Below are 20,174 nucleotides of genomic sequence, written 5' to 3'. Positions count from 1 at the left end.
GTTTTGCCTTGCGGAGCGCCGATGGCTAGCGTGATCCGGATACTTATCCACAGGTTGTGCACAGTACCGTGCACACCATTGTCCACACCCCGGGAGGGTCATGTCCGAGCACGAACTTCCAGATGTCCCCGTCTGGAGCGCCGTGCTCGACGTGCTGGCGAACGACGACCGCGTCACGCCGCAGCTGCACGGCTTCGTGAACCTCGCCGTCGCCCAGGGGGTGATGAGCGGGACGCTCTACCTCGACGTCCCGAACGACCTCACCGCCGGCCAGTTCAACAAGCGCCTGCGCGGACCCATCATGGAGGCCCTCGCGCAGGTCGACGCCGAGCCGTCGGCGAGCACCTTCCGCGTGGTCGTGAACCCCGAACTCGGCGACACCCACCTCACCGCGCCGGTCCCGGTCCAGTCGGCCCTCGCGCCGACCCCGTCGGCACCGACCCGGCCGAACGCCGAGGACTACAGCGAGCAGGCGGCACCGGCATCCCGCAACGACACCCGCCTCAACCCGAAGTACACGTTCGACAACTTCGTCATCGGCCAGTCCAACCGTTTCGCACACGCGGCGGCGGTCGCCGTCGCCGAGGCGCCGGCCAAGGCGTACAACCCGCTGTTCATCTACGGGGACTCGGGGCTGGGGAAGACCCACCTCCTGCACGCGATCGGCGATTACGCGATCAACCTCTACACGGGCATCAAGGTCCGGTACGTCTCGAGTGAGGAGTTCACGAACGACTTCATCAACTCGATCGTGAACAACCGCGCGTCGGCGTTCCAGGCCCGGTACCGCGACGTCGACATCCTCCTCATCGACGACATCCAGTTCCTGCAGGGTCGCGCTGAGACGCAGGAGGCGTTCTTCCACACCTTCAATCAGCTGCACGACCATGACAAGCAGGTCGTGATCACGAGCGATGTGCCGCCGCGTCACCTCACCGGGTTCGAGGACCGGATGCGGAGCCGCTTCGAGTGGGGTCTCATCACGGACGTGCAGGCCCCCGACCTCGAGACGCGTATCGCGATCCTGCGTAAGAAGGCGCAGTCCGAGCGCCTGCAGGTGCCCGACGACGTGCTGGAGTACATCGCCACCAAGGTGTCGAGCAACATCCGCGAACTCGAGGGCGCCCTCATCCGGGTGTCCGCGTTCGCGAGCCTGAACCGCTCGAACCTCGACATCTCGCTCGCGCAGACGGTGCTCCGCGACATCGTCGACCAGGACGACGCGAACATCATCTCGCCGACCGACATCATCTCGGCCACGGCCCAGTACTTCCGCCTCACGGTCGACGACCTGTACGGCTCGAGCCGTTCGCAGTCCGTCGCGACGGCTCGGCAGATCGCCATGTATCTGTGCCGCGAGCGCACGAGCCTGTCGCTGCCGAAGATCGGTCAACTGTTCGGCAACCGCGACCACACGACGGTGATGTACGCGTACAAGAAGATCAGCGAGCTCATGAAAGAGCGTCGCTCGATCTACAACCAGGTATCCGAGATCACCTCGCAGCTCGGCCGTTCCTCGCGCTGACGGCCCCACACGCCCGGGTGTGCGGCCGTACTTGACACGTGCCCGGCCGGACCACCAAAATGCCGTTTCCCACAGTGTGGAAAGCCTGTGGATAACTGTGCGTCACGGGCCGTCGGATGTGAACGAACGGCGACAGCCTGTGGATGAACGGATGACACGCATCAATCCGGCGTCGTCGAAATCACGCGTCTTTCCGCAGCCCGTGCACAAGTTACACGGATGTGGTTCCGGCTCGGCGACAGGGATCCACCGACTTATCCACAGTTTCCACAGCTGTTAACAAGAAGACAGAGAACTATCTAATGGAAGCCCGATCCGATCACACCCACGGGGTGCGGGCCCGTCGCGGCGAGCTCGGCAGAGCGCTTCCGGAGCGTCCTGTCGTGGGCACTAGCATGAGAGGGCCCATCTCGCCGTCAAGGGAGCATCAGTGAAGTTCCACGTCAACCGCGATGTATTCAGCGAAGCCGTGTCGTTCGTCGTGAAACTGCTCCCGCAGCGGAACCCGCAGCCGATCCTCGCGGGTGTGCTCATCGAAGCCGGCGACGACGGTCTGTCGCTCGCCGCGTTCGACTACGAGGCATCCGCCCGTACCCGCATCGAGGCGACGGTCGACGAGCCGGGCACGATCCTCGTCCACGGCCGACTGCTGTCCGAGATCGCGAGCCGTCTGCCGAACGCACCGATCCAGATCACGCAGGATGCCGACGGTGAGATCCTGCTGACGTGCGGTTCGGCGCGGTTCACCCTCGCGGCGATGCCCGTCGCCGAGTACCCCGCGATCCCCGAAGTCTCGGGCGACTCCGGCCTCGTCCCGGGCGACGACTTCTCGACCGCGATCGCGCAGGTCGCGTTCGCGGCCTCCCGCGACGACGTCACCCCGGTCCTGACGGGTGTGCAGCTCGAGGTGACCGGCAACGAACTCAGCCTCGTCGCCACCGACCGCTACCGCGTCGCGCTGCGCGAGATCAACTTCGACAGCGGCGCCGTCGCCCGCGAAGAGGCGACGACCGCGCTCGTCCCCGCGCGCACGCTGACCGAGGTCGGGAAGACCTTCGCGCACTCCGGCGACATCCAGATCTCGTTCTCCGGATCGGGTGATCGCGAGATCATCGCGTTCACGGCGGGCAACAAGACCGTGACCTCCCTGCTCATCAAGGGCAACTTCCCCCCGGTCCGGCGGCTTTTCCCCGCGCAGACCGAGCACTATGCGGTCGTCAACACGGCGGAGCTCGCCGAGGCCGTCCGCCGCGTCTCGCTCGTGCTCGACCGGTCGGCGCCGCTGCGATTCACGTTCTCCGACGAGGGCGTGTCGATGGATGCCGCGGGCACCGAGCAGGCCCGCGCCACCGAGTCGGTCGACGCGACGCTCGCCGGCGACGAGGTGACCCTCGGACTCAACCCGCAGTACCTGCTCGAGGCGCTCGGCGCCGTGAAGAGCGAGTTCACGCGCATCACGTTCACCTCGAGCGAGAACGCCAACAAGCTGAGCCCGGTCCTCATCACGCCGCAGACCTCGGGGACGCCCGAGAGCTTCAAGTACCTGCTGCAGCCGAACCTCCTGCTGCGCTGACCCCCGGCGTCCGTCCACATCGAGGCGTGTCGGAGCCTCGAGGGAGGGTGATCTGGTGATCGTGGAGCACCTGAGTCTCGTCGACTTCCGCAACTACGCGGCGGCCGACGTGAGTCTGGCCGCCGGTCCGAACGTGTTCGTCGGCCGCAACGGCCAGGGCAAGACCAATCTCGCCGAGGCGATCGGCTATTTCGCGACTCTGGGTTCGCACCGGGTGTCGCAGGATGCGCCGATGGTCCGGTACGGGGCGGATGCCGCCTTCGTCCGCGCCCGGCTCGGGTACGGCGACCGCCGCATCCAACTCGAGGCGCAGCTGAACCGGTCCGGCTCGAACAAGGCGCGCGTCAACGGGTCGCCGGTGCGCACCTCGGAGCTCCCGCGCTACGCGCAGGTCGTGCTCTTCGCCCCCGAGGACCTGCAGATCGTGCGCGGCGACCCGTCCGCGCGACGCCGGTTCGCCGATCAGCTCCTCGTGCAGCGCGCGCCCCGCATGTCGGGCGTGCTCGGCGACTACGACCGCGTGCTCAAGCAGCGCACGGCGCTGCTGAAGTCGGCGCGGGCTCGGGGACTGAAGGCGGAGCAGCTCACGACGCTCGACGTCTGGGACGACAAACTCATCTCGCTCGGCACCGAGATCATCCTGGCCCGCCTGCGCCTGGCCGAGGATCTCGCGCAGCCGATGCGCGACGCGTACGAGGCCATCGCCGGCGCCGACCACGACCCGCAGCTCGAATGGGTGCTCACGGTCGAGGGGTCCGACCCGGAGGACGACGCCGCACCCGTCGCGAAGACCGGTTCCGCCGTCGGGGCCGACGCGGTCGCGGCATCCTTCCGCGCCGGACTGGCGGCGAAGCGATCCCAGGAGCTCGAGCGCGGGGTGACCCTCGTCGGACCGCACCGCGACGACCTCCTCCTGCGCCTGCGCGGACTCCCCGTGAAGGGATACGCCTCGCACGGCGAGTCCTGGTCGACGGCGCTGTCGCTGCGGTTGTCGTCGGCGCAGCTGCTGCGCGACCAGTTGCGCCTCGGCGACCCGATCGTCATCCTCGACGACGTCTTCGCCGAGCTCGACGCCGACCGGCGCGCCCGTCTGGCGGGCGTCGTCGCCGATTTCGAGCAGGTCATCGTCACAGCGGCGGTCGAGGGCGACGTCCCGGCGTCGCTCCGGGTCCGCACCGTCCGTGTCGAGGCGGGCACGATCGTGACGGATGCCGATGTCTGACGCCGCCGGCATCCCCGAAACGGTCGCGACCTACCTTCGGCTGCGCGGACTCGAGCCGTCGGCCGCGAAGAAGCGCCGCCGCAAGCGGCGCAACGACGACGACGAGAACCAGCCGTTCACGCCGGGTCGCGATCCCAAGGGCGTCGGCGACCTGCTGGCCGACCTCACCCGGCAGTCGGGATGGGACGCGCAGCTCGCGAAGGAGGACCTCGTGCTCCAGTGGGCCGAGGTCGCCGGCGAGGAGACCGCGCGTCACGCGGATCCGGTCGCCCTGAGCGACGGCGTGCTCACCGTCCAGTGCGATTCGACGGCGTGGGCGAAGAACCTCCACCTCATGCGCGCGACGATCGTCACCGAGCTCATCCGGCGGTTCCCGGAGGCCGGCGTCGAGTCCGTGCGTTTCGTGGGGCCGGACGTCCCCTCCTGGAAATGGGGCCCCAGAGCCGTTCCAGGGCGGGGTCCACGCGATACCTACGGCTGACCGACGTCCCGGAGGCTTCGGAAAGGTTTCGTGCCGCCACAGCGGCGTTCAGCCGCGTAGGGAGGGCGTGAGGCACTAGACTGGGATCAAGCCCAGACGATGGATGTGGAGCGCGCGAAACCGATGACGTCAGATACCCCCGACAACACTCCCGAGGATCTCGACCCGCCCGCCGCACCCCGGATCCCCGCGGAGTACGGGGCAGACGAGATCCAGGTCCTCGAGGGCCTCGAGGCCGTCCGCAAGCGCCCCGGCATGTACATCGGTTCGACCGGTGAGCGCGGTCTGCACCACCTGGTCTACGAGATCGTCGACAACTCCGTCGACGAGGCCCTCGCCGGCTACTGCGACACGATCCACGTCACGATCCTGGCCGACGGCGGCCTGCGCGTCGTCGACAACGGCCGCGGCATCCCGGTCGACCCGCACTCCTCCGACCCCCGCAAGTCGACGGTCGAGGTCGTCCTGACCGTCCTCCACGCGGGCGGCAAGTTCGGCGGCGGCGGGTACGCGGTCTCGGGTGGTCTGCACGGTGTCGGATCGTCCGTCGTGAACGCGCTGTCGACCCGGTTCGAGGTCGAGATCGCGCGTCAGGGGCACATCTGGCGTCAGACGTTCTCGGGTGGCGGCAAGCCCGAGGGCCCGCTCGCCAAGGGCGAGGAGAGCGACAAGACCGGCACGACCATCACGTTCTGGCCCGACGCGGCGATCTTCGAGACCACCGACTTCGACTACAACACCCTCCGCACGCGCTTCCAGCAGACGGCGTTCCTCAACAAGGGTCTCCGCATCACCCTGACCGACGAGCGCCCCGAGGCCCTCGACGTCGTGGATCTGCCCGAGGGCGGTTCCGAGACCACGCAGCGCCACGACGACTTCCTGTACGAGCGCGGCCTGGTCGACTACGTCGAGTACCTCAACAAGGTCCGCAAGGCCGAGGTCATCAACGAGGAGATCATCGAGATCGAGTCGGAGGACACGGTCCGTCACATCTCGCTCGAGCTCGCGATGCAATGGACCTCGGGCTACACCGAGAACGTCTTCACCTTCGCGAACACGATCAACACGCACGAGGGCGGCACGCACGAAGAGGGTTTCCGTGCGGCGATGACGATGTACATCAACCGCTACGCCAAGGAGAAGGGCCTCCTCAAGGACAAGGACGAGAACCTCGCCGGCGAGGACATCCGTGAGGGCCTGACCGCCGTCATCTCGGTGAAGCTCTCCGAACCGCAGTTCGAGGGCCAGACGAAGACCAAGCTCGGCAACACCGAGGCGAAGGCCTTCGTGCAGAAGGTCGTCGGGGACCAGCTCATGGACTGGCTCGACCGCAACCCGCAGCAGGCGAAGCTCATCATCACGAAGGCCATCGAAGCGGCGACCGCGCGCATGGCCGCGCGCAAGGCGCGCGAGACGGCGCGTCGCAAGAGTGTCTTCGAGTCGGCATCCATGCCCGAGAAGCTCAAGGACTGCACGAGCAAGGACCCGTCGATCAGCGAGATCTTCCTCGTCGAGGGCGACTCGGCCGGCGGCTCGGCCGTGTCCGGCCGCGACCCCGAGCGTCAGGCGATCCTGTCGCTGCGCGGCAAGATCCTCAACGTCGAGAAGGCGCGGCTCGACCGTGCCCTGGGCAACGCCGAGATCCAGGCGATGATCCAGGCGTTCGGCGCCGGCATCGGGCCGGACTTCGACATCGAGAAGGCCCGGTACCACAAGGTCGTCCTGATGGCCGATGCCGACGTGGACGGTCAGCACATCACGACCCTCCTGCTGACCCTGCTGTTCCGCTACATGCGCGGGCTCGTCGAGGCCGGCTTCGTGTATCTCGCGCAGCCGCCGCTGTACCGGCTCAAGTGGTCGAACGCGCCGCACGAGTACGTGTACAGCGACGCCGAGCGCGACGCGCTGCTGCGCGAAGGGGCCGCGGCGGGCCGCCGCATCCCGAAGGACAACGGAGTGCAGCGCTACAAGGGTCTCGGCGAGATGAACGCCAAGGAGCTGTGGGAGACGACGATGGACCCCGAGACGCGCACGCTGCGTCAGGTGACCATCGACGACGCGGCCGCGGCCGATGAGATCTTCTCCGTGCTGATGGGCGAGGACGTCGAGGCGCGGCGCGGGTTCATCCAGCGCAACGCCAAGGACGTGCGGTTCCTGGACATCTGAGTCCGCCGCATCCGCCCCGGCACTCCGACGACGAACGAAGACTGAGAGAACATGGCTGACGAAGAGCGTCCCGACCCGAACGCCGGCTACCAGCACGGCAACATCGACCAGGTCGACCTCCAGGTCGAGATGCAGCGGAGCTACCTCGACTACGCGATGAGCGTGATCGTAGGTCGCGCGCTGCCGCGCGTCGAAGACGGCCTCAAGCCCGTGCACCGCCGCGTCATCTACGGCATGTACGACGGCGGGTACCGTCCCGACAAGAGCTACTCGAAGTGCGCCCGCGTCGTCGGCGAGGTCATGGGTCAGTACCACCCGCACGGTGACAGCGCGATCTACGACGCACTCGTCCGTCTCGTGCAGCCGTGGTCGTTGCGCTACCCGCTGGCCGACGGTCAGGGGAACTTCGGCTCCCCCGGCAACATGGGCGCCGCGGCCCCCCGGTACACCGAGACCAAGATGGCTCAGCTCGCCCTCGAGATGGTGCGCGACATCGACGAGGACACCGTCGACTTCGAGGACAACTACGACGGCCGCACCCGCGAGCCCGTCGTCCTGCCCTCGCGCTTCCCGAACCTCCTGGTCAACGGCTCGGTCGGTATCGCCGTCGGCATGGCCACCAACATCCCGCCGCACAACCTCCGCGAGGTGGCCGACGGCGTCATGTGGGCCCTGCAGAACCCGGATGCCTCCCGCGAAGAGCTCCTCGATGCGCTGATCGAGCGCATCCCGGGGCCCGACTTCCCCACCGGCGCGCAGATCCTCGGCACGAAGGGCATCCGTGAGGCGTACCGCACGGGTCGCGGCTCGATCACGATGCGCGCCGTCGTGAACGTCGAGGAGATCCAGAACCGCACCTGCCTGGTCATCACCGAACTCCCGTACCAGGTCAACCCCGACAACGTCGCCGCCAAGATCACCTCGCTCGTGCGCGAGGGCAAGCTCAGCGGCATCGCCGACATCCGCGACGAAACGAGCGACCGCACCGGTCAGCGACTCGTCGTCGTCCTGAAGCGCGATGCCGTCGCGAAGGTCGTCCTCAACAACCTGTACAAGCACACGCAGCTGCAGGAGAACTTCGGCGCGAACATGCTCGCCATCGTCGACGGTGTGCCGCGCACGCTGCCGATCGACGGGTTCATCAGCTACTGGCTCGCGCACCAGTTCGAGGTCATCGTCCGCCGCACCCGGTACCGGCTGCGCGAGGCCGAGAAGCGCATGCACATCCTGCGCGGCTACCTCAAGGCGCTCGACGCGCTCGACGAGGTCATCGCCCTCATCCGCCGCTCCCCCACGGTCGACGAGGCGCGCGAAGGGCTGAAGTCGCTCCTCGACGTCGACGACGCGCAGGCCGACGCGATCCTGACGATGCAGCTGCGCCGCCTGGCCGCCCTCGAGCGCCAGAAGATCGTCGACGAGGCGACCGAGCTCGAGCTCAAGATCGCGGACCTGAACGACATCCTCGTCTCGCGCGACCGCCAGAGCGGGATCATCGCCGAGGAGCTCGGTGAGATCGTCGCGAAGTTCGGCGACGAGCGTCGCACGCACATCCTGCACGGCTACGACGGCGACATGTCGATGGAGGACCTGATCCCCGAAGAGGAGATCGTCGTCACCGTCACGCGCAACGGCTACGTCAAGCGCACACGCAGCGACAACTACCGCTCGCAGCACCGCGGCGGCAAGGGTGTGAAGGGTGCGCAGCTGCGCGCCGACGACGTGGTCGAGCACTTCTTCGTCTCGACGACGCACCACTGGCTCCTGTTCTTCACGACCAAGGGGCGCGTCTACCGCGCGAAGGGCTACGAGCTCCCCGAGGGCGGACGGGATGCGAAGGGTCAGCACGTCGCGAATCTGCTCGCCCTGCAGCCCGGCGAGGACGTCGCGCAGATCCTCGACATCCGCGACTACGCCGCGGCTGAGTACCTCGTCCTCGCGACGCGCGACGGCAAGATCAAGAAGACGGCGCTCACCGAGTACGACACGAACCGGCAGGGCGGCATCATCGCGATCCGCCTGCGCGGTCAGGACGAGGAGGACGGCGACGAGCTCGTCAGCGCGATGCTCGTCGACTCGACCGACGACCTCCTGCTCGTCTCGCGCCTGGGCATGTCGCTGCGTTTCACGGCGAACGACGAATCACTGCGTCCGATGGGCCGTTCGACCGAGGGTGTGAAGGGCATGTCCTTCCGCGACGGCGACAGCCTGCTCTCGGCATCCGTCGTCCGTGACGAGGGATTCGTCTTCGTCGTCACCCAGGGCGGGTACGCCAAGCGCACCTCGGTAGACCAGTACCGCGTGCAGGGCCGCGGTGGTCTCGGCATCAAGGTCGCCAAGCTGCACGACGACCGCGGCGAGCTCGCGGGCGGTCTGATCGTCAGCGCAGACGACGAGGTCCTCGTGGTTCTTGCCAGCGGCAAGGTGGTACGCTCGGCCGTTGCTGAGGTGCCTGCGAAGGGTCGCGACACGATGGGTGTCGTCTTCGCTCGCCCCGATGACGACGACCGGATCCTCGCGATCGCCCGCAACGGCGAGCGGGGTCTGGCTGAGAGTGCGGGGGCCGAGGAGGCCGCCGCAGCTCCCGAGACCACCGAAGAGAGTGACGCATGAGCTCCGTAGCCGACAAGCTGGCCAAGAAGTCCTCGAGCCGGACGACCGCGAAGCAGGTCCGCCTCCGTCTCGTCTACGTCGACTTCTGGTCGGCCGTGAAGCTGTCCTTCCTGGCGGCCGTCGCCCTCGCGATCGTCACGGTCGTCTCGACGCTGCTCGTCTACCTCGTGATCAGCTCGACCGGTCTCGTCGGCCAGGTCGACGCCCTGCTGGGTGCGGTCAACGGCGAGAACACCTTCACGCTCGCCTCGATCCTCAACCTGCCCCAGGTGATGGCGTTCGCCGCGGTCGTCGCGATCCTGAACCTCATCGTCGTGACCGTGCTGGGTGCGGTCCTCGCGGGGATCTACAACCTCATGGTCAAAGTCACCGGCGGCCTGCTCGTCGGCTTCACCTCGAACTGAGTCGGATGCCGCGGCATCCGCTCACGCGACGGATGTCCCCAGCAGCAGACCCAGCGCCCAGGTGACGGCGAGGGCGAGCGCCCCACCGACGACGAGACGCACGACGGCCCGCCGCTTGCCGGCGCCGCCGAGGGTCGCCGAGATCGTACCGGTCAGACCCAGCGCGATGAGGACGGCGACGAACGTCGTCGGCACCCGCCATTCCGCCGGTGGCAGCAGGATCGCCAGGAACGGCAGCAGCGCGCCGAGCGTGAAGGCGATCGCCGACGACACCGCAGCCTGCCACGGGCTGGTCAGCTCGTCGGGGTCGATGCCGAGCTCGATGTCGAGGTGCGCGCGCAGGGCGTCGTGCGCGGTGAGCTCCTCGGCGACCTTCCGCGCGGTCTCCGCACTCAGCCCCTTCGCCTCGTAGAGTTCGGCGAGCTCGCCGAGTTCCTCGTCGGGCATCTCGGCGAGCTCCCGCGTCTCCTTCTCGATGAGCGCGCGCTCGGTGTCGCGCTGGCTGCTCACCGAGACGTACTCGCCGAGCGCCATCGAGATCGCCCCACCCACGAGAGCGGCGGACGATGCCGTGAGGATCGGTCCGAGGTCGCTCGTCGCACCGGCGACGCCGACCGCGACGGCGGCGACGCTGACGATGCCGTCGTTCGCGCCGAGGACACCGGCGCGCAGCCAGTTCAAGCGCTGGCCGAGGCCGGCGCCCTGCGGTTCGCGGTGGCCGGGCTCACGGGGGATGGTCGTGCTCATGAGGCCAGTGAATCAGATCGAACGGATGCCGCGGGCCGCCGCCGCCGCGGATTCGTCAAACGGCGCCCTCTTCGGGTAAAGTCTTGGAGGTTGCAGGCGTGAGCCGGCAACGACGGGGCTATAGCTCAGGCGGTTAGAGCGCTTCACTGATAATGAAGAGGTCCCAGGTTCAAGTCCTGGTAGCCCCACCGTCACCGCACCGGGGGCCTTAGCTCAGTTGGTAGAGCGCCTGCTTTGCAAGCAGGATGTCAGGAGTTCGAATCTCCTAGGCTCCACATTCCAGAAACGCCGGTTCCCCACAGGGTCCGGCGTTTCGCGCATCCCCGGTCGTCATATCCCGTCACGCCGCGACACGGATCGTCGTCTTCTTTGACACCCCTGCGGCCATGGCGGAGATTCGTTCGCACAGTCCTCGGAGCGAGGCGGAACGGAGCGGATGATGACGGAGACGACGGCGGGCCTCGAGCCCACGAAGTTCGCCTACTGGGTGCCCAACGTGTCGGGCGGACTGGTGGTGTCCTCGATCGAGCAGCGGACCTCGTTCGACCTGGACTACAACATCGAACTGGCCCGCACGGCCGAGCGCGTCGGCTTCGAGTACGCGCTCAGTCAGGTGCGGTACCTGTCGAGCTACGGCGCGGCGCAGCAGCACGAGTCGACGTCGACGAGCCTCGCCCTGCTCCTGGCGACCGAGAAGCTGAAGGTCATCGCGGCGGTGCACCCGGGCCTGTGGGAGCCGGCGGTCCTCGCGAAGTTCCTCCTCACGGCCGACAACTTCTCGAAGGGTCGCGCGGCCGTCAACGTCGTGTCGGGCTGGTTCAAGGACGAGTTCACCAAGCTCGGACTCCCCTGGCTCGACCACGACGAGCGCTACCGGCGGTCGGGCGAGTTCCTGCAGGTCCTGCGCAAACTGCTGACCGAGGAGAACGTCCGGTTCGCGGGCGACTTCTACCGGGTGAACGACTTCACTCTGCGGCCCGGACCCTACCCGGTGCCCGGGCGACCGCATCCGGAGATCTTCCAGGGCGGCAACTCGACGGCGGCGCGTTTCAACGGCGGCGCCTACGCGGACTGGTACTTCTCCAACGGCAAGGACTTCGACGGCTTCACCGAGCAGTACGACGAGGTCACCCGCATCGCGGCGGAGCACGGACGCCGCGTACGGTTCGGCCTGAACGGCTTCGCGATCGTGCGCGACACCGAGGCCGAGGCGCGCGAGCAGTTGCGCGAGATCCTCGCCAAGGCCGACACCGAGGCCGTCGAGGGCTTCCGCACGTCCGTCCAGCAGGCGGGTCCCGCGACCGCCGACCGCAAGGGGATGTGGGCGGACTCGAACTTCGAGGACCTCGTCCAGTACAACGACGGGTTCCGCACGCAGCTCATCGGCACACCCGAGCAGGTCGCCCGACGCATCGTCGAGTACCGCCGGCGCGGGGTCGACCTCCTCCTCCTCGGCTTCCTGCACTTCCAGGAGGAGCTCGAGCAGTTCGGCGAGAAGGTCATCCCTCTGGTGCGCGAACTCGAGGCTCAGACGGGGGTTGCGCAGCGTCACCACGCCGAGGTGTGAGGAATCTTGCGCTGATCTTGAGGTGATGTTGCGCTTCGCTTGCGCTGCACCCGACACCATGAATGGTGTCGCCGTTGGAGACGACCACCCGAAGCTCGGATCCATCGTGAGCAGTAACTCCGCTGGGGGACGCGGAGTTTCTGGGGGCTCTGCGCGACAGGGCCTGGGGTGCGTGGTTGGGGAGCTCGCACCCCAGGCAGTCCCCCCGCGTCGAGGGGGCGCGTAGGGTGAACGCGTGGACATCCGCGTCGCCGCGTACGCCGTCATCACCGACGGGGACCGCATCCTGCTCGCTCACTGGAACAGCCCCACGAGACCCGCGTGGACCATGCCCGGCGGGGGCATCGATCCCGGTGAGGATCCGAAGGATGCCGCGGTGCGCGAGGTCTTCGAGGAGACGGGGTTCCACGTGGAACTCGACGGCATCCTCGGCACCGACTCGCAGGTGATCGCCGCCAAGGACCGGCTGCACGGCGACGGGCCCATCCAGGCGCTCCGCATCCTCTACCGCGCGCACATCGTCGGCGGCGACCTCCGCAATGAGAAGGACGGATCTACCGACGAGGCGGCGTGGTTCCCGCTCAGCGACGTCCCGGCGCTGACCCGGGTCGGTCTCGTGGACACCGCCCTGCGGATGGCGGGGCTGCTGCCTCAGGCCTGACGCTCGCCCATCGCCTGCGAGATGTCGGCGACCGTCGCGCCGTAAGCACGGATGAGGTCGTCGGCGTCGACGAAGAGGCTGAAGCCGTGGGCGCCGGCTCCCATCGCGATCCGTCGACCCGTGATGGTCTCGTCCGCGTAGACGGGCCAGTCCGTCGTGCTGCCGATCGGTGTGATCGTGCCGCGCTCGAACCCCGTCGCCGCGAGCGCGAGCTCCGGTTCGGGCAGCCGCAGTTTGTTCACACCGACCACGGCCCGCAGCTTCGGCCACGAGATGGCGCGATGGCCCGGGATGAGGGCGAACAGGTAGGTGTCGTCGCTGCGCTTGACGACGAGGGTCTTCACGATGTCGGATGCCGCGAGACCCAGCAGCCGTGCGGCTTCCTCGAGACTCCCCGCGGCGGGCCGGGCGACGAACTCCACCGACAAAGACCGGGAGCGCGCCGCTTCAGCGACGCGCTCCGACGGTACGGGCGTGGATTCAGGCATCCGGTGCACGCAGCGGGTCGTCCGCCACCCACAGCTCGTCGTCGGCACGCAGCGTCTGCCACGCGGCGTAGAGCACACCGGCGGCCGCGGCGATGCCGAGGATGAGGGCGAGGACGCCGCCGGCGCTCGGGCCGCTCTTCTTCTCGGGGACGCTGAGCTTCTTCGTCGCCTTCTTGCCGGCCTTCTTCGCCTTCTTGCGGAAGTCGTCGGCGTCGAAGCCGCCGAGCCCCTTGCCCTTCGCCAGACGGAGACGCTTGTCGTTGGCGACGTCCCACACCGACAGGGCGGTACCGACGACGGCTCCCGCGGCGGGGACGAGGGCGCCGTTGAGCACCTTGCGTCCGGTCTCGACACCGCGGTCGACGTAGGGAGCGGCGTACCGCTCGTAGGAGTGCTTGGCGGCGGGCACCACGTGGTCGTGGTTGTACTTGCCGAGCTGGCGACCCGCCTCGCGGGCGACCTCACCGGCCTGGCCGACCAGCACCTGCTGGGACTCCCAGAGGTTCGCAGCCTGCTTCTGCAGCTTGCGGAGTTCCTTCTTGGTCTTGCGGTTGAGGCTCACGGGGCCCTCCCTTTTCGGGGTTCATCCGGGGACGTAGTGGGTCCATACTGCCAGACGCATTCAGGCTGTGAGGGGGGTTGCAAGTGAGAGGATGATGGGTATGCCGATTCACTCCGCTGTCGCAACCCTGCACACCACCCACGGCGACATCGTCGTCAACCTGTTCGGCGACCAGGCGCCGCGCACCGTCAAGAACTTCATCGGCCTCGCCGACGGATCCCAGGCGTGGACGCACCCCGCCACCGGCAAGCCGGGCGAGGGTCCCCTCTACACCGACGTCATCTTCCACCGCATCATCCCGGGCTTCATGATCCAGGGCGGCGACCCGCTCGGTCAGGGCGTCGGCGGACCGGGCTACAACTTCGACGACGAGATCAGCCCCGAGCTGACCTTCAGCAAGCCCTACCTCCTCGCCATGGCGAACGCGGGCCTGCGCCGCAACGCCATCACGGGCAAGGCCGAGGGCACCAACGGGTCGCAGTTCTTCATCACGACCGACCCGACCCCGTGGCTCAACGGCAAGCACACGATCTTCGGCAAGGTCGCCGATGACGCCTCCCGCAAGGTGGTCGACGCCATCAGCGCCGTCCCGACCGGGGCGCAGGACCGTCCGCTCGAGCCCGTCGTCATCTCGTCGATCGACATCGCCGAGGCCTGATCCCTTCGTGACCTCCGCCGACCCCCGGACCAATCCGGACAACTTCTGCTACCGGCATCCCGACCGTCAGAGCTTCGTGCTCTGCCAGCGATGCCTCCGCACCATCTGCCCCGAGTGCCAGACCCCGCTTCCGGTGGGGGTCATCTGCCCGGAGTGCCTCGCGGAGCAGCAGAAGGGCGCGCGGTCGGCCGAGGTGAGGCGGATGCCGGGGCGGTTCGCACGCAAGATGCGCAGCGACCGCCCCATCGTCACCTACGCCATCATGATCGTCACGGTCGCGGTCTACCTGGTGCAGCTGATCCCCGTCGTCGGCGGTGCGGTCACGGGTGCACTCGCCTTCGCCCCGCCGTATGTCGTGCCGGGCGCCGGTGCGCCCTTCGAGCCCTGGCGGATGGTGACGGTGGCCCTCGTGCACTCGACACCGCTGCCGTTCCACGTCGCCCTCAACATGCTCGCGCTGTGGGCGCTCGGACGCAGCCTCGAGCCCCTGCTCGGCAAAGCCCGCTTCCTCGCCCTCTATGTTCTGAGTGCGATCGGCGGGTCGGTCCTCGTGGCGCTCATCGCGCCGGGCTCGGCGGTCGTCGGCGCGTCCGGTGCCGTGTGGGGACTGCTGACGGCGATGCTCATCATCGGCCGCCACGTCGGTGCGAACATGCTGCCGATCGCGATCCTGCTCGGGATCAACCTGGTGTTCTCGTTCGTTGGCGCCGGGGTCTCGTGGCAGTCCCACATCGGTGGTGGCCTCGTCGGCCTGCTGGTCGGGTTCGTGTTCGCACGCACCCGCGCGCAGAACCGTCAGAAGCTGCAGGCGCTCCTGCTCGTCGTGATCGGCCTCGGCCTCGTCGCCCTGGCGGTCACGGTACCCGGTCTGCTTTACCTCTGAGTTATCCACAGGTTCATCCCCAGGTGGGGATGAATCACACGGGTGTAATTCCCGCCGGGGCAGAGGGATGCCGCAGGCTCAGCGCCAGCGCGTTGTCATGAGGAACCCGATGAACGCGATGCCGAAGCCGATCGCGAGGTTCCACGGTCCGATCTCGGGGATCGGGAAGGCCTGGCCGCTCAGGTAGAAGACGATGATCCAGATCAGACCGATGAGCATCAGCCCGAGCATGATCGGCTTGAACCAGACGGGGTTGGGGGCGGCTTCGCCCTCGGTCTGGACGAGTCGGTCGTCGTCCTTGTCTCCACGTGCCATGGGGGGAAGTCTACCTGCCAGCCCGGATTCAGCCTTCGCTGGCTAAACTCCGATCGTGACCGACTCCTCGCCCACGGAGCACCCCACCCGACGTTCACGTCGCCCGCGTCCTCGTCGTCGCGCCACGGTTGCGAGCGTCCTCGGCGAGATCCTCCTCACGTTCGGCGTGCTGACGCTGCTCTACGTCTCCTGGCACACCTGGATCGGTGACGCCATCGTGCAGAGCGAGCAGCACGCGGCGGCGCAGGCGCTCGCCGACGAATGGGCGAACGAGGCGCAGGAGGAGCCGGCACCGTCCGAGACACCCGCGCCCGACGCGACGGCCGAGCCCGGGTCCCCGGCGGCGATTCCCGTCCTCGGCGACCAGTCGCACGGTGACGTGTTCGGGATCATGAAGGTGCCGCGGTTCGGGGCGAACTGGCAGTTCAAGATCGCCTCCGGCATCACGCGGCCCGACATCCTCGATCGCGGGGAGATCGGGCACTACCCCGACACCGCGATGCCCGGCGCGGTCGGGAACACCGCGTACGCCGCGCATCGCTGGACCTCCGGGGCCCCCTTCGACCCCATCGACCGATTGGTCATCGGCGACGCGATCGTCATCCAGACGAAGGCGGGCTGGTACACCTACCGGTTCCGCTCGCTCGAGTACGTGCAGGAGACGCAGGTGCAGGTGCTGCTCCCCGTCCCCAATCAGCCGGACGTCGAGGCCAACGGCCGATACCTGACGCTCACCAGCTGCGCGCCGAAACTGAACTCCCTGGAGCGCATCATCGCCTACGCCGTGTTCGACGAGTTCACCCCGACCGCCGACGGCCCGCCGGCGTCGCTGACCGGCGGGGTGGGCGCCTGATGTACGCGGCTCTCTGGCGTGTGCTGCCCGGTCCGTGGTGGGTGCGGGTGCTGATCCTGATCGTGCTGGCCGCGATCATCCTGTACCTGCTCTTCTACTACGCGTTTCCATGGGTCTTCCACACGCTGTGGCCGAGCGAGGAGTCCACCGTCGGCGGCGGCGGGTGACCAGCGGCATCCGTGTCCTCGTCGTCGACAACCACGACAGTTTCGTCCACACCCTGATCGGGTACCTCGCCGAGTTGGGTGCCGACGTCGAGATGGTCGAATCGGATGCCGCGGATGCGTTCTCGCGCGTGGACGCGGCCGACGGCGTCGTGATCTCTCCCGGCCCCGGCACGCCCGAGGATGCGGGTGCGTCGATTCAGATCGTCCGGCGGTGCGCCGCCACCGCCACCCCCCTGCTCGGCGTGTGCCTCGGGCATCAGGCGATCGCGGTCGCGTTCGGCGGGGTCGTCTCGCACGCTGCCGACCTCATGCACGGACGCACCTCGCCCGTGCACCACGACGGCACCGGGGTGTTCGCGGGACTGCCGTCGCCGTTCACGGCCACGCGCTACCACTCGCTCGCCGTCGAGCGCGACCGCGTTCCGGCCGACCTGCGCGTCACGGCATGGACGGAGTCCGGCACGGTCATGGCGCTCGCGCACCGTTCGCTGCCGCTGGTCGGGGTGCAGTTCCACCCGGAGAGCGTGCTCACCGAGGGCGGTTACCTGCTGCTGGGCACGTGGCTGGAGGGCGTCGGAGTGACGGATGCCGCGGCGCGAGGCGCCGGGCTCTCGCCGCACCGGAGCGTGGTGTGATCGACCGGGTCAGCCGCTGCAGGTCGTGAGGACGATCTCAGAGCCCACGGGCACCTCGCCGATCGCCGACTGGACTTTGACCATCCGCGGGTCGGTGGCCGGGCACGAAGCATCCTCCTGGACGACGGGCTCGAGGCGGTACTCGTCCGAGCTGAGGATCTCGGCGGCCTTGTCGACCGTGTAGTTCAGCGCGAAGTCCTCGACGGTGACGGTGCCGGTGGCGACGACGAGGTCGACGGCAGTGTCGAGGGGGACCTCTTCGCCAGCGGTCACGGGCGCGCCGTCCACGGATCCGCTGATCACGACATCGGCCGCCAGGGCGGGGTCGTTGCGTCGCGTGATCGAACCGAGCGTGAGGCCCTCCTGCTCGAGGGCGGTCGTCACCTCGTCGACCGTCAGATTGGCGAGGGTGGGGATGGCGGCCATCTCGACACCCTCCGAGACGTACACGGTGACCTGGTCTCCCGGTGCGACGGTGGTGCCGGCCGCGGGGTCGGTGCGCACCACGGCGCCCTCGGGGACGTCGGCGCTCGTCTCGCCGACCTGCAGCGGCTCGAGCTGGTCCTTGCCGAGGACCTCCTGCGCGCGGTCCCAGGTCATCGTCACGACGTCGGGGACGGTGAGCGCGTTCGGGGTGACGGTCCCCTCCTCCGGGCGGATCGTGTTCACCCAGATGAAGACCGACACGAGCAGCACGGCGAGCATCGCGATGCCGGCCCACACCCACGCGACGGGTGGCCCGGCCTGCGTCCGGCGCATCGTGTCGTCGCTCGTCAGTTGGCGCAGCGACCGCGCCGTCTCGGCTGCCTGCTTCGGGTCCGGTCCGTACAGCTCGTTGCTGAGGTGCTCGACGCGTCGCTTGCTCGGCGCCTTGCGGCCGGTCGCGGCGGCGAGGGCGTCGCGGAAGGCGACGGCGGTCTGCGGCCGCTGGAACGGGTCCTTCGCGAGCGCGCGCAGCACGAGGGCGTCGAGCGACCGCGGCACGGTCTCGACCACCTCGGACGGCGGGACGGGCGCCTCGGACACGTGCTGATAGGCGACCGCGATCGGGTTCTCGCCGCGGAACGGCGGCTGCCCCGTCAGCAGTTCGTAGAGGACGATGCCGGCCGAGTAGATGTCGGCGCGGGCGTCCACAGGGTCGCCCTTGGCCATCTCGGGCGAGAAGTACGACGCGGTTCCGATGATCGCGGTGGTCTCGGCGACCGTCGACGACGAGTCCGACACGGCACGCGCGATGCCGAAGTCCATGACCTTCACCTGACCGGCATCCGTCACCATCACGTTGCCGGGCTTGATGTCGCGGTGGACGACGCCGGCCCGGTGGGAGTACTCGAGGGCTTCGAGGATGCCGTCGGTGTAGCGCAGGGCGTCCTCGATCGGGACGGGACCCTCGCTGATGATGTCCTTCAGCAGGCGCCCCGAGACGAGCTCCATGACGATGTACGGTTCGGGATGCGGCTGACCCGCGGCATCCGTCCTCGTCTCCTCACCGGCATCGAAGACACGGACGATCGCAGGGTGCGACATGCGCGACGCGGACTGCGCCTCGAGGCGGAACCGCGTGCGGAACGCCCCGTCGGCGGCGAGATCCGGCTCGAGGATCTTGATGGCGACGTCGCGCTCGAGGGTGAGGTCCTGCCCGCGGTACACCGAAGCCATGCCGCCTCGGCCGATGAGGTCATCGACGCGGTAGCGGCCCGAAAGCACGCGTTGCTGAACGGACACATCACTCCCCGGAATGGAACCCGGACAGCCTATCCGACCCCGCTCGAAAGCCCGCTGAAAGCGGTCGTGGTCAGCCGTCGCCCTCGCCGTCGGCCGGCGGGGTCTCCTCGGGCGCGGGCACGATCGACGCGGACGCCTCGGGGGAGCTCCCCGACTCGCGCTCGGTGCTCTCGCCCGTGCACGTGACGGTGTAGGTCACCGAGAGGGCCTGGCTGTTCTCGTCGACGACGATCTTCGCCGGGCGCTGGTCGATGCCGAAGCTCGCCGTCGACTCGCCGTTCGTGTCGAAGATGCCACCCGAGAGCGTCATCGTGTAGCTCGACGCCGTGGGAGCGCCCGCGGGGCAGGTGTAGCTGTCCCACATGACCTGGACCGTCGATCCGGCGGTGACGGTGCCGTCGCCGTTGCCACCCTCGATGCGGGGGGCGGCGGGGACTCCGAGCGCCGCGGCGTCGGCGTAGTACAGCAGCGTGATCTCGCGGTCGAAGCGCACGTTGCCGGTCGGGTCGACGCTGTAGACCTGACCGGCCTCCGCGTCGGTGTCCGCCTCGGCACCGCGCTCGCAGACGACGTTGTCGAAACCGTTGTCGTTGAGGATCGCGGTGGCTTCCTCGCACGTCTTCCCCTCGAGCCCCAGGGTCGCGGGGTTCGCGGTCGTCGGCTCGGTCTCGGTGGGGGTCGGTGCGGGTGAGGTGGGCGGGACGCTCGCGCTCGACGGGGGGTTCGAGGGCGTGTTGCTCGGAGCCGCGGTGTTGCCCTGCGGCATGAACAGCGTGATCAAGAAGCCGACGAGGACGATCGTCAGCAGCGCGATGAGCGCGACCAGGGGCCACGTCCACGGGCTGCGCTTCTTCTTGCGCTGCGTCCCCGCGGGCGAGGCCTGGTCGGTCGACAGCGCGGCCGTGCCCGTGCCGACGGCGGCGGCCGCACCG

Annotated in this window: 20 protein-coding genes and 2 tRNA genes; 16 read left to right on the top strand and 6 right to left on the bottom strand. The window is 68.4% G+C overall.

Annotation, left to right across the window (positions count from 1 at the left end; genetic code table 11):
* The first annotated feature begins 100 nt into the window (after positions 1 to 100).
* The 7 genes from dnaA to NH287_RS09770 all read left to right on the top strand — a co-directional run bounded on the left by dnaA (position 101) and on the right by NH287_RS09770 (position 9,981).
* Positions 101 to 1,525, top strand: coding sequence for a chromosomal replication initiator protein DnaA (dnaA, locus tag NH287_RS09800; protein ID WP_253035465.1), 1,425 nt, complete (start codon positions 101 to 103; stop codon positions 1,523 to 1,525).
* Positions 1,526 to 1,955: 430 nt separating this feature from the next.
* Complete coding sequence (dnaN, locus tag NH287_RS09795) at positions 1,956 to 3,098, top strand: DNA polymerase III subunit beta (RefSeq protein ID WP_217528892.1); 1,143 nt, start codon at positions 1,956 to 1,958, stop codon at positions 3,096 to 3,098.
* A 55-nt stretch (positions 3,099 to 3,153) separates the two neighbouring features.
* Positions 3,154 to 4,320, top strand: a complete 1,167-nt coding sequence (gene recF, locus NH287_RS09790; protein WP_217528894.1) for a DNA replication/repair protein RecF — start codon at positions 3,154 to 3,156, stop codon at positions 4,318 to 4,320.
* On the top strand, positions 4,307 to 4,801 hold the full coding sequence (locus NH287_RS09785) for a DUF721 domain-containing protein (protein ID WP_374209373.1): 495 nt from the start codon (positions 4,307 to 4,309) through the stop codon (positions 4,799 to 4,801). The genes recF and NH287_RS09785 overlap by 14 nt, the downstream gene beginning before the upstream one ends.
* Before the next feature lie 123 nt (positions 4,802 to 4,924).
* Entirely contained in the window at positions 4,925 to 6,967 is a 2,043-nt protein-coding gene (gyrB, locus tag NH287_RS09780; RefSeq protein ID WP_253035463.1) for a DNA topoisomerase (ATP-hydrolyzing) subunit B, read from the top strand.
* A gap of 51 nt (positions 6,968 to 7,018) precedes the next feature.
* On the top strand, positions 7,019 to 9,577 hold the full coding sequence (gene gyrA / locus NH287_RS09775) for a DNA gyrase subunit A (protein ID WP_253035462.1): 2,559 nt from the start codon (positions 7,019 to 7,021) through the stop codon (positions 9,575 to 9,577).
* Positions 9,574 to 9,981: a DUF3566 domain-containing protein gene (locus NH287_RS09770; protein WP_064002812.1), complete on the top strand. Its 408-nt coding sequence runs from the start codon at positions 9,574 to 9,576 to the stop codon at positions 9,979 to 9,981. The genes gyrA and NH287_RS09770 overlap by 4 nt, the downstream gene beginning before the upstream one ends.
* Positions 9,982 to 10,002: 21 nt before the next feature.
* On the opposite strand, the gene NH287_RS09765 is transcribed toward NH287_RS09770, so the two are convergent.
* Complete coding sequence (locus tag NH287_RS09765) at positions 10,003 to 10,728, bottom strand: VIT family protein (protein WP_064002813.1); 726 nt, start codon at positions 10,726 to 10,728, stop codon at positions 10,003 to 10,005.
* 114 nt (positions 10,729 to 10,842) lie between these two features.
* On the opposite strand from NH287_RS09765, the gene NH287_RS09760 reads away from it, so the two are divergent.
* The 4 genes from NH287_RS09760 to NH287_RS09745 all read left to right on the top strand — a co-directional run bounded on the left by NH287_RS09760 (position 10,843) and on the right by NH287_RS09745 (position 12,956).
* A tRNA-Ile gene (locus NH287_RS09760) sits at positions 10,843 to 10,916 on the top strand.
* Between the two features lie 14 nt (positions 10,917 to 10,930).
* Positions 10,931 to 11,003: transfer RNA gene (locus NH287_RS09755), tRNA-Ala, on the top strand.
* A 164-nt stretch (positions 11,004 to 11,167) separates the two neighbouring features.
* Positions 11,168 to 12,295 (top strand): dimethylsulfone monooxygenase SfnG, encoded by a 1,128-nt coding sequence (gene sfnG, locus NH287_RS09750; RefSeq protein WP_253035461.1) that lies wholly within the window; start codon positions 11,168 to 11,170, stop codon positions 12,293 to 12,295.
* 235 nt (positions 12,296 to 12,530) lie between these two features.
* Positions 12,531 to 12,956, top strand: a complete 426-nt coding sequence (locus NH287_RS09745) for an NUDIX hydrolase (RefSeq protein WP_253035460.1) — start codon at positions 12,531 to 12,533, stop codon at positions 12,954 to 12,956.
* Here the strand turns inward: NH287_RS09745 and NH287_RS09740 are convergent.
* On the bottom strand, positions 12,947 to 13,444 hold the full coding sequence (locus NH287_RS09740; RefSeq protein ID WP_253035459.1) for an aminoacyl-tRNA deacylase: 498 nt from the start codon (positions 13,442 to 13,444) through the stop codon (positions 12,947 to 12,949). The two genes, NH287_RS09745 and NH287_RS09740, sit on opposite strands and share 10 nt — an antisense overlap.
* Positions 13,437 to 14,006, bottom strand: a complete 570-nt coding sequence (locus tag NH287_RS09735; RefSeq protein ID WP_253035458.1) for a DNA helicase — start codon at positions 14,004 to 14,006, stop codon at positions 13,437 to 13,439. Before NH287_RS09735 ends, NH287_RS09740 begins: the two co-directional genes overlap by 8 nt.
* A gap of 100 nt (positions 14,007 to 14,106) precedes the next feature.
* Between NH287_RS09735 and NH287_RS09730 the strand changes: the two genes are divergently transcribed.
* Together NH287_RS09730 and NH287_RS09725 are read left to right on the top strand one after the other, a co-directional pair.
* Positions 14,107 to 14,664 carry a peptidylprolyl isomerase gene (locus NH287_RS09730; protein ID WP_253035457.1) on the top strand — a complete coding sequence of 186 codons (558 nt, stop codon included), beginning with the start codon at positions 14,107 to 14,109 and terminating at the stop codon, positions 14,662 to 14,664.
* 7 nt (positions 14,665 to 14,671) lie between these two features.
* A complete protein-coding gene (locus NH287_RS09725) occupies positions 14,672 to 15,547 on the top strand; it encodes a rhomboid family intramembrane serine protease (protein ID WP_253035456.1) in 876 nt (291 codons plus the stop codon).
* 78 nt (positions 15,548 to 15,625) lie between these two features.
* Here NH287_RS09725 and NH287_RS09720 read toward each other — a convergent pair whose 3' ends face one another.
* Positions 15,626 to 15,862 carry a cell division protein CrgA gene (locus tag NH287_RS09720; RefSeq protein ID WP_253035455.1) on the bottom strand — a complete coding sequence of 79 codons (237 nt, stop codon included), beginning with the start codon at positions 15,860 to 15,862 and terminating at the stop codon, positions 15,626 to 15,628.
* Between the two features lie 55 nt (positions 15,863 to 15,917).
* Here NH287_RS09720 and NH287_RS09715 point away from each other — a divergent pair, with 55 nt between their 5' ends.
* The 3 genes from NH287_RS09715 to NH287_RS09705 are packed head-to-tail and all read left to right on the top strand — an operon-like array spanning position 15,918 to position 17,517.
* Entirely contained in the window at positions 15,918 to 16,715 is a 798-nt protein-coding gene (locus NH287_RS09715) for a class E sortase (protein WP_253035454.1), read from the top strand.
* Entirely contained in the window at positions 16,715 to 16,882 is a 168-nt protein-coding gene (locus tag NH287_RS09710; RefSeq protein WP_251577382.1) for a hypothetical protein, read from the top strand. The genes NH287_RS09715 and NH287_RS09710 overlap by 1 nt, the downstream gene beginning before the upstream one ends.
* Entirely contained in the window at positions 16,879 to 17,517 is a 639-nt protein-coding gene (locus NH287_RS09705) for a gamma-glutamyl-gamma-aminobutyrate hydrolase family protein (RefSeq protein ID WP_253035453.1), read from the top strand. The genes NH287_RS09710 and NH287_RS09705 overlap by 4 nt, the downstream gene beginning before the upstream one ends.
* Positions 17,518 to 17,526: 9 nt before the next feature.
* Here the strand turns inward: NH287_RS09705 and pknB are convergent, their stop codons facing one another.
* Together pknB and NH287_RS09695 are read right to left on the bottom strand one after the other, a co-directional pair.
* Entirely contained in the window at positions 17,527 to 19,224 is a 1,698-nt protein-coding gene (gene pknB / locus NH287_RS09700) for a Stk1 family PASTA domain-containing Ser/Thr kinase (RefSeq protein ID WP_308210406.1), read from the bottom strand.
* Positions 19,225 to 19,312: 88 nt separating this feature from the next.
* Positions 19,313 to 20,174: PASTA domain-containing protein (locus NH287_RS09695; protein WP_374209372.1), on the bottom strand; the 862-nt coding region annotated here is incomplete at its 5' end.

The sequence above is a fragment of the Microbacterium sp. CnD16-F genome (assembly GCF_024124465.1).
In the GTDB taxonomy this organism is placed as follows: Bacteria; Actinomycetota; Actinomycetes; order Actinomycetales; family Microbacteriaceae; genus Microbacterium; species Microbacterium gawkjiense.
The sequence above is the reverse complement of the archived record's forward strand: the minus strand, read 5'-3'. Positions and strand labels throughout refer to the sequence as shown.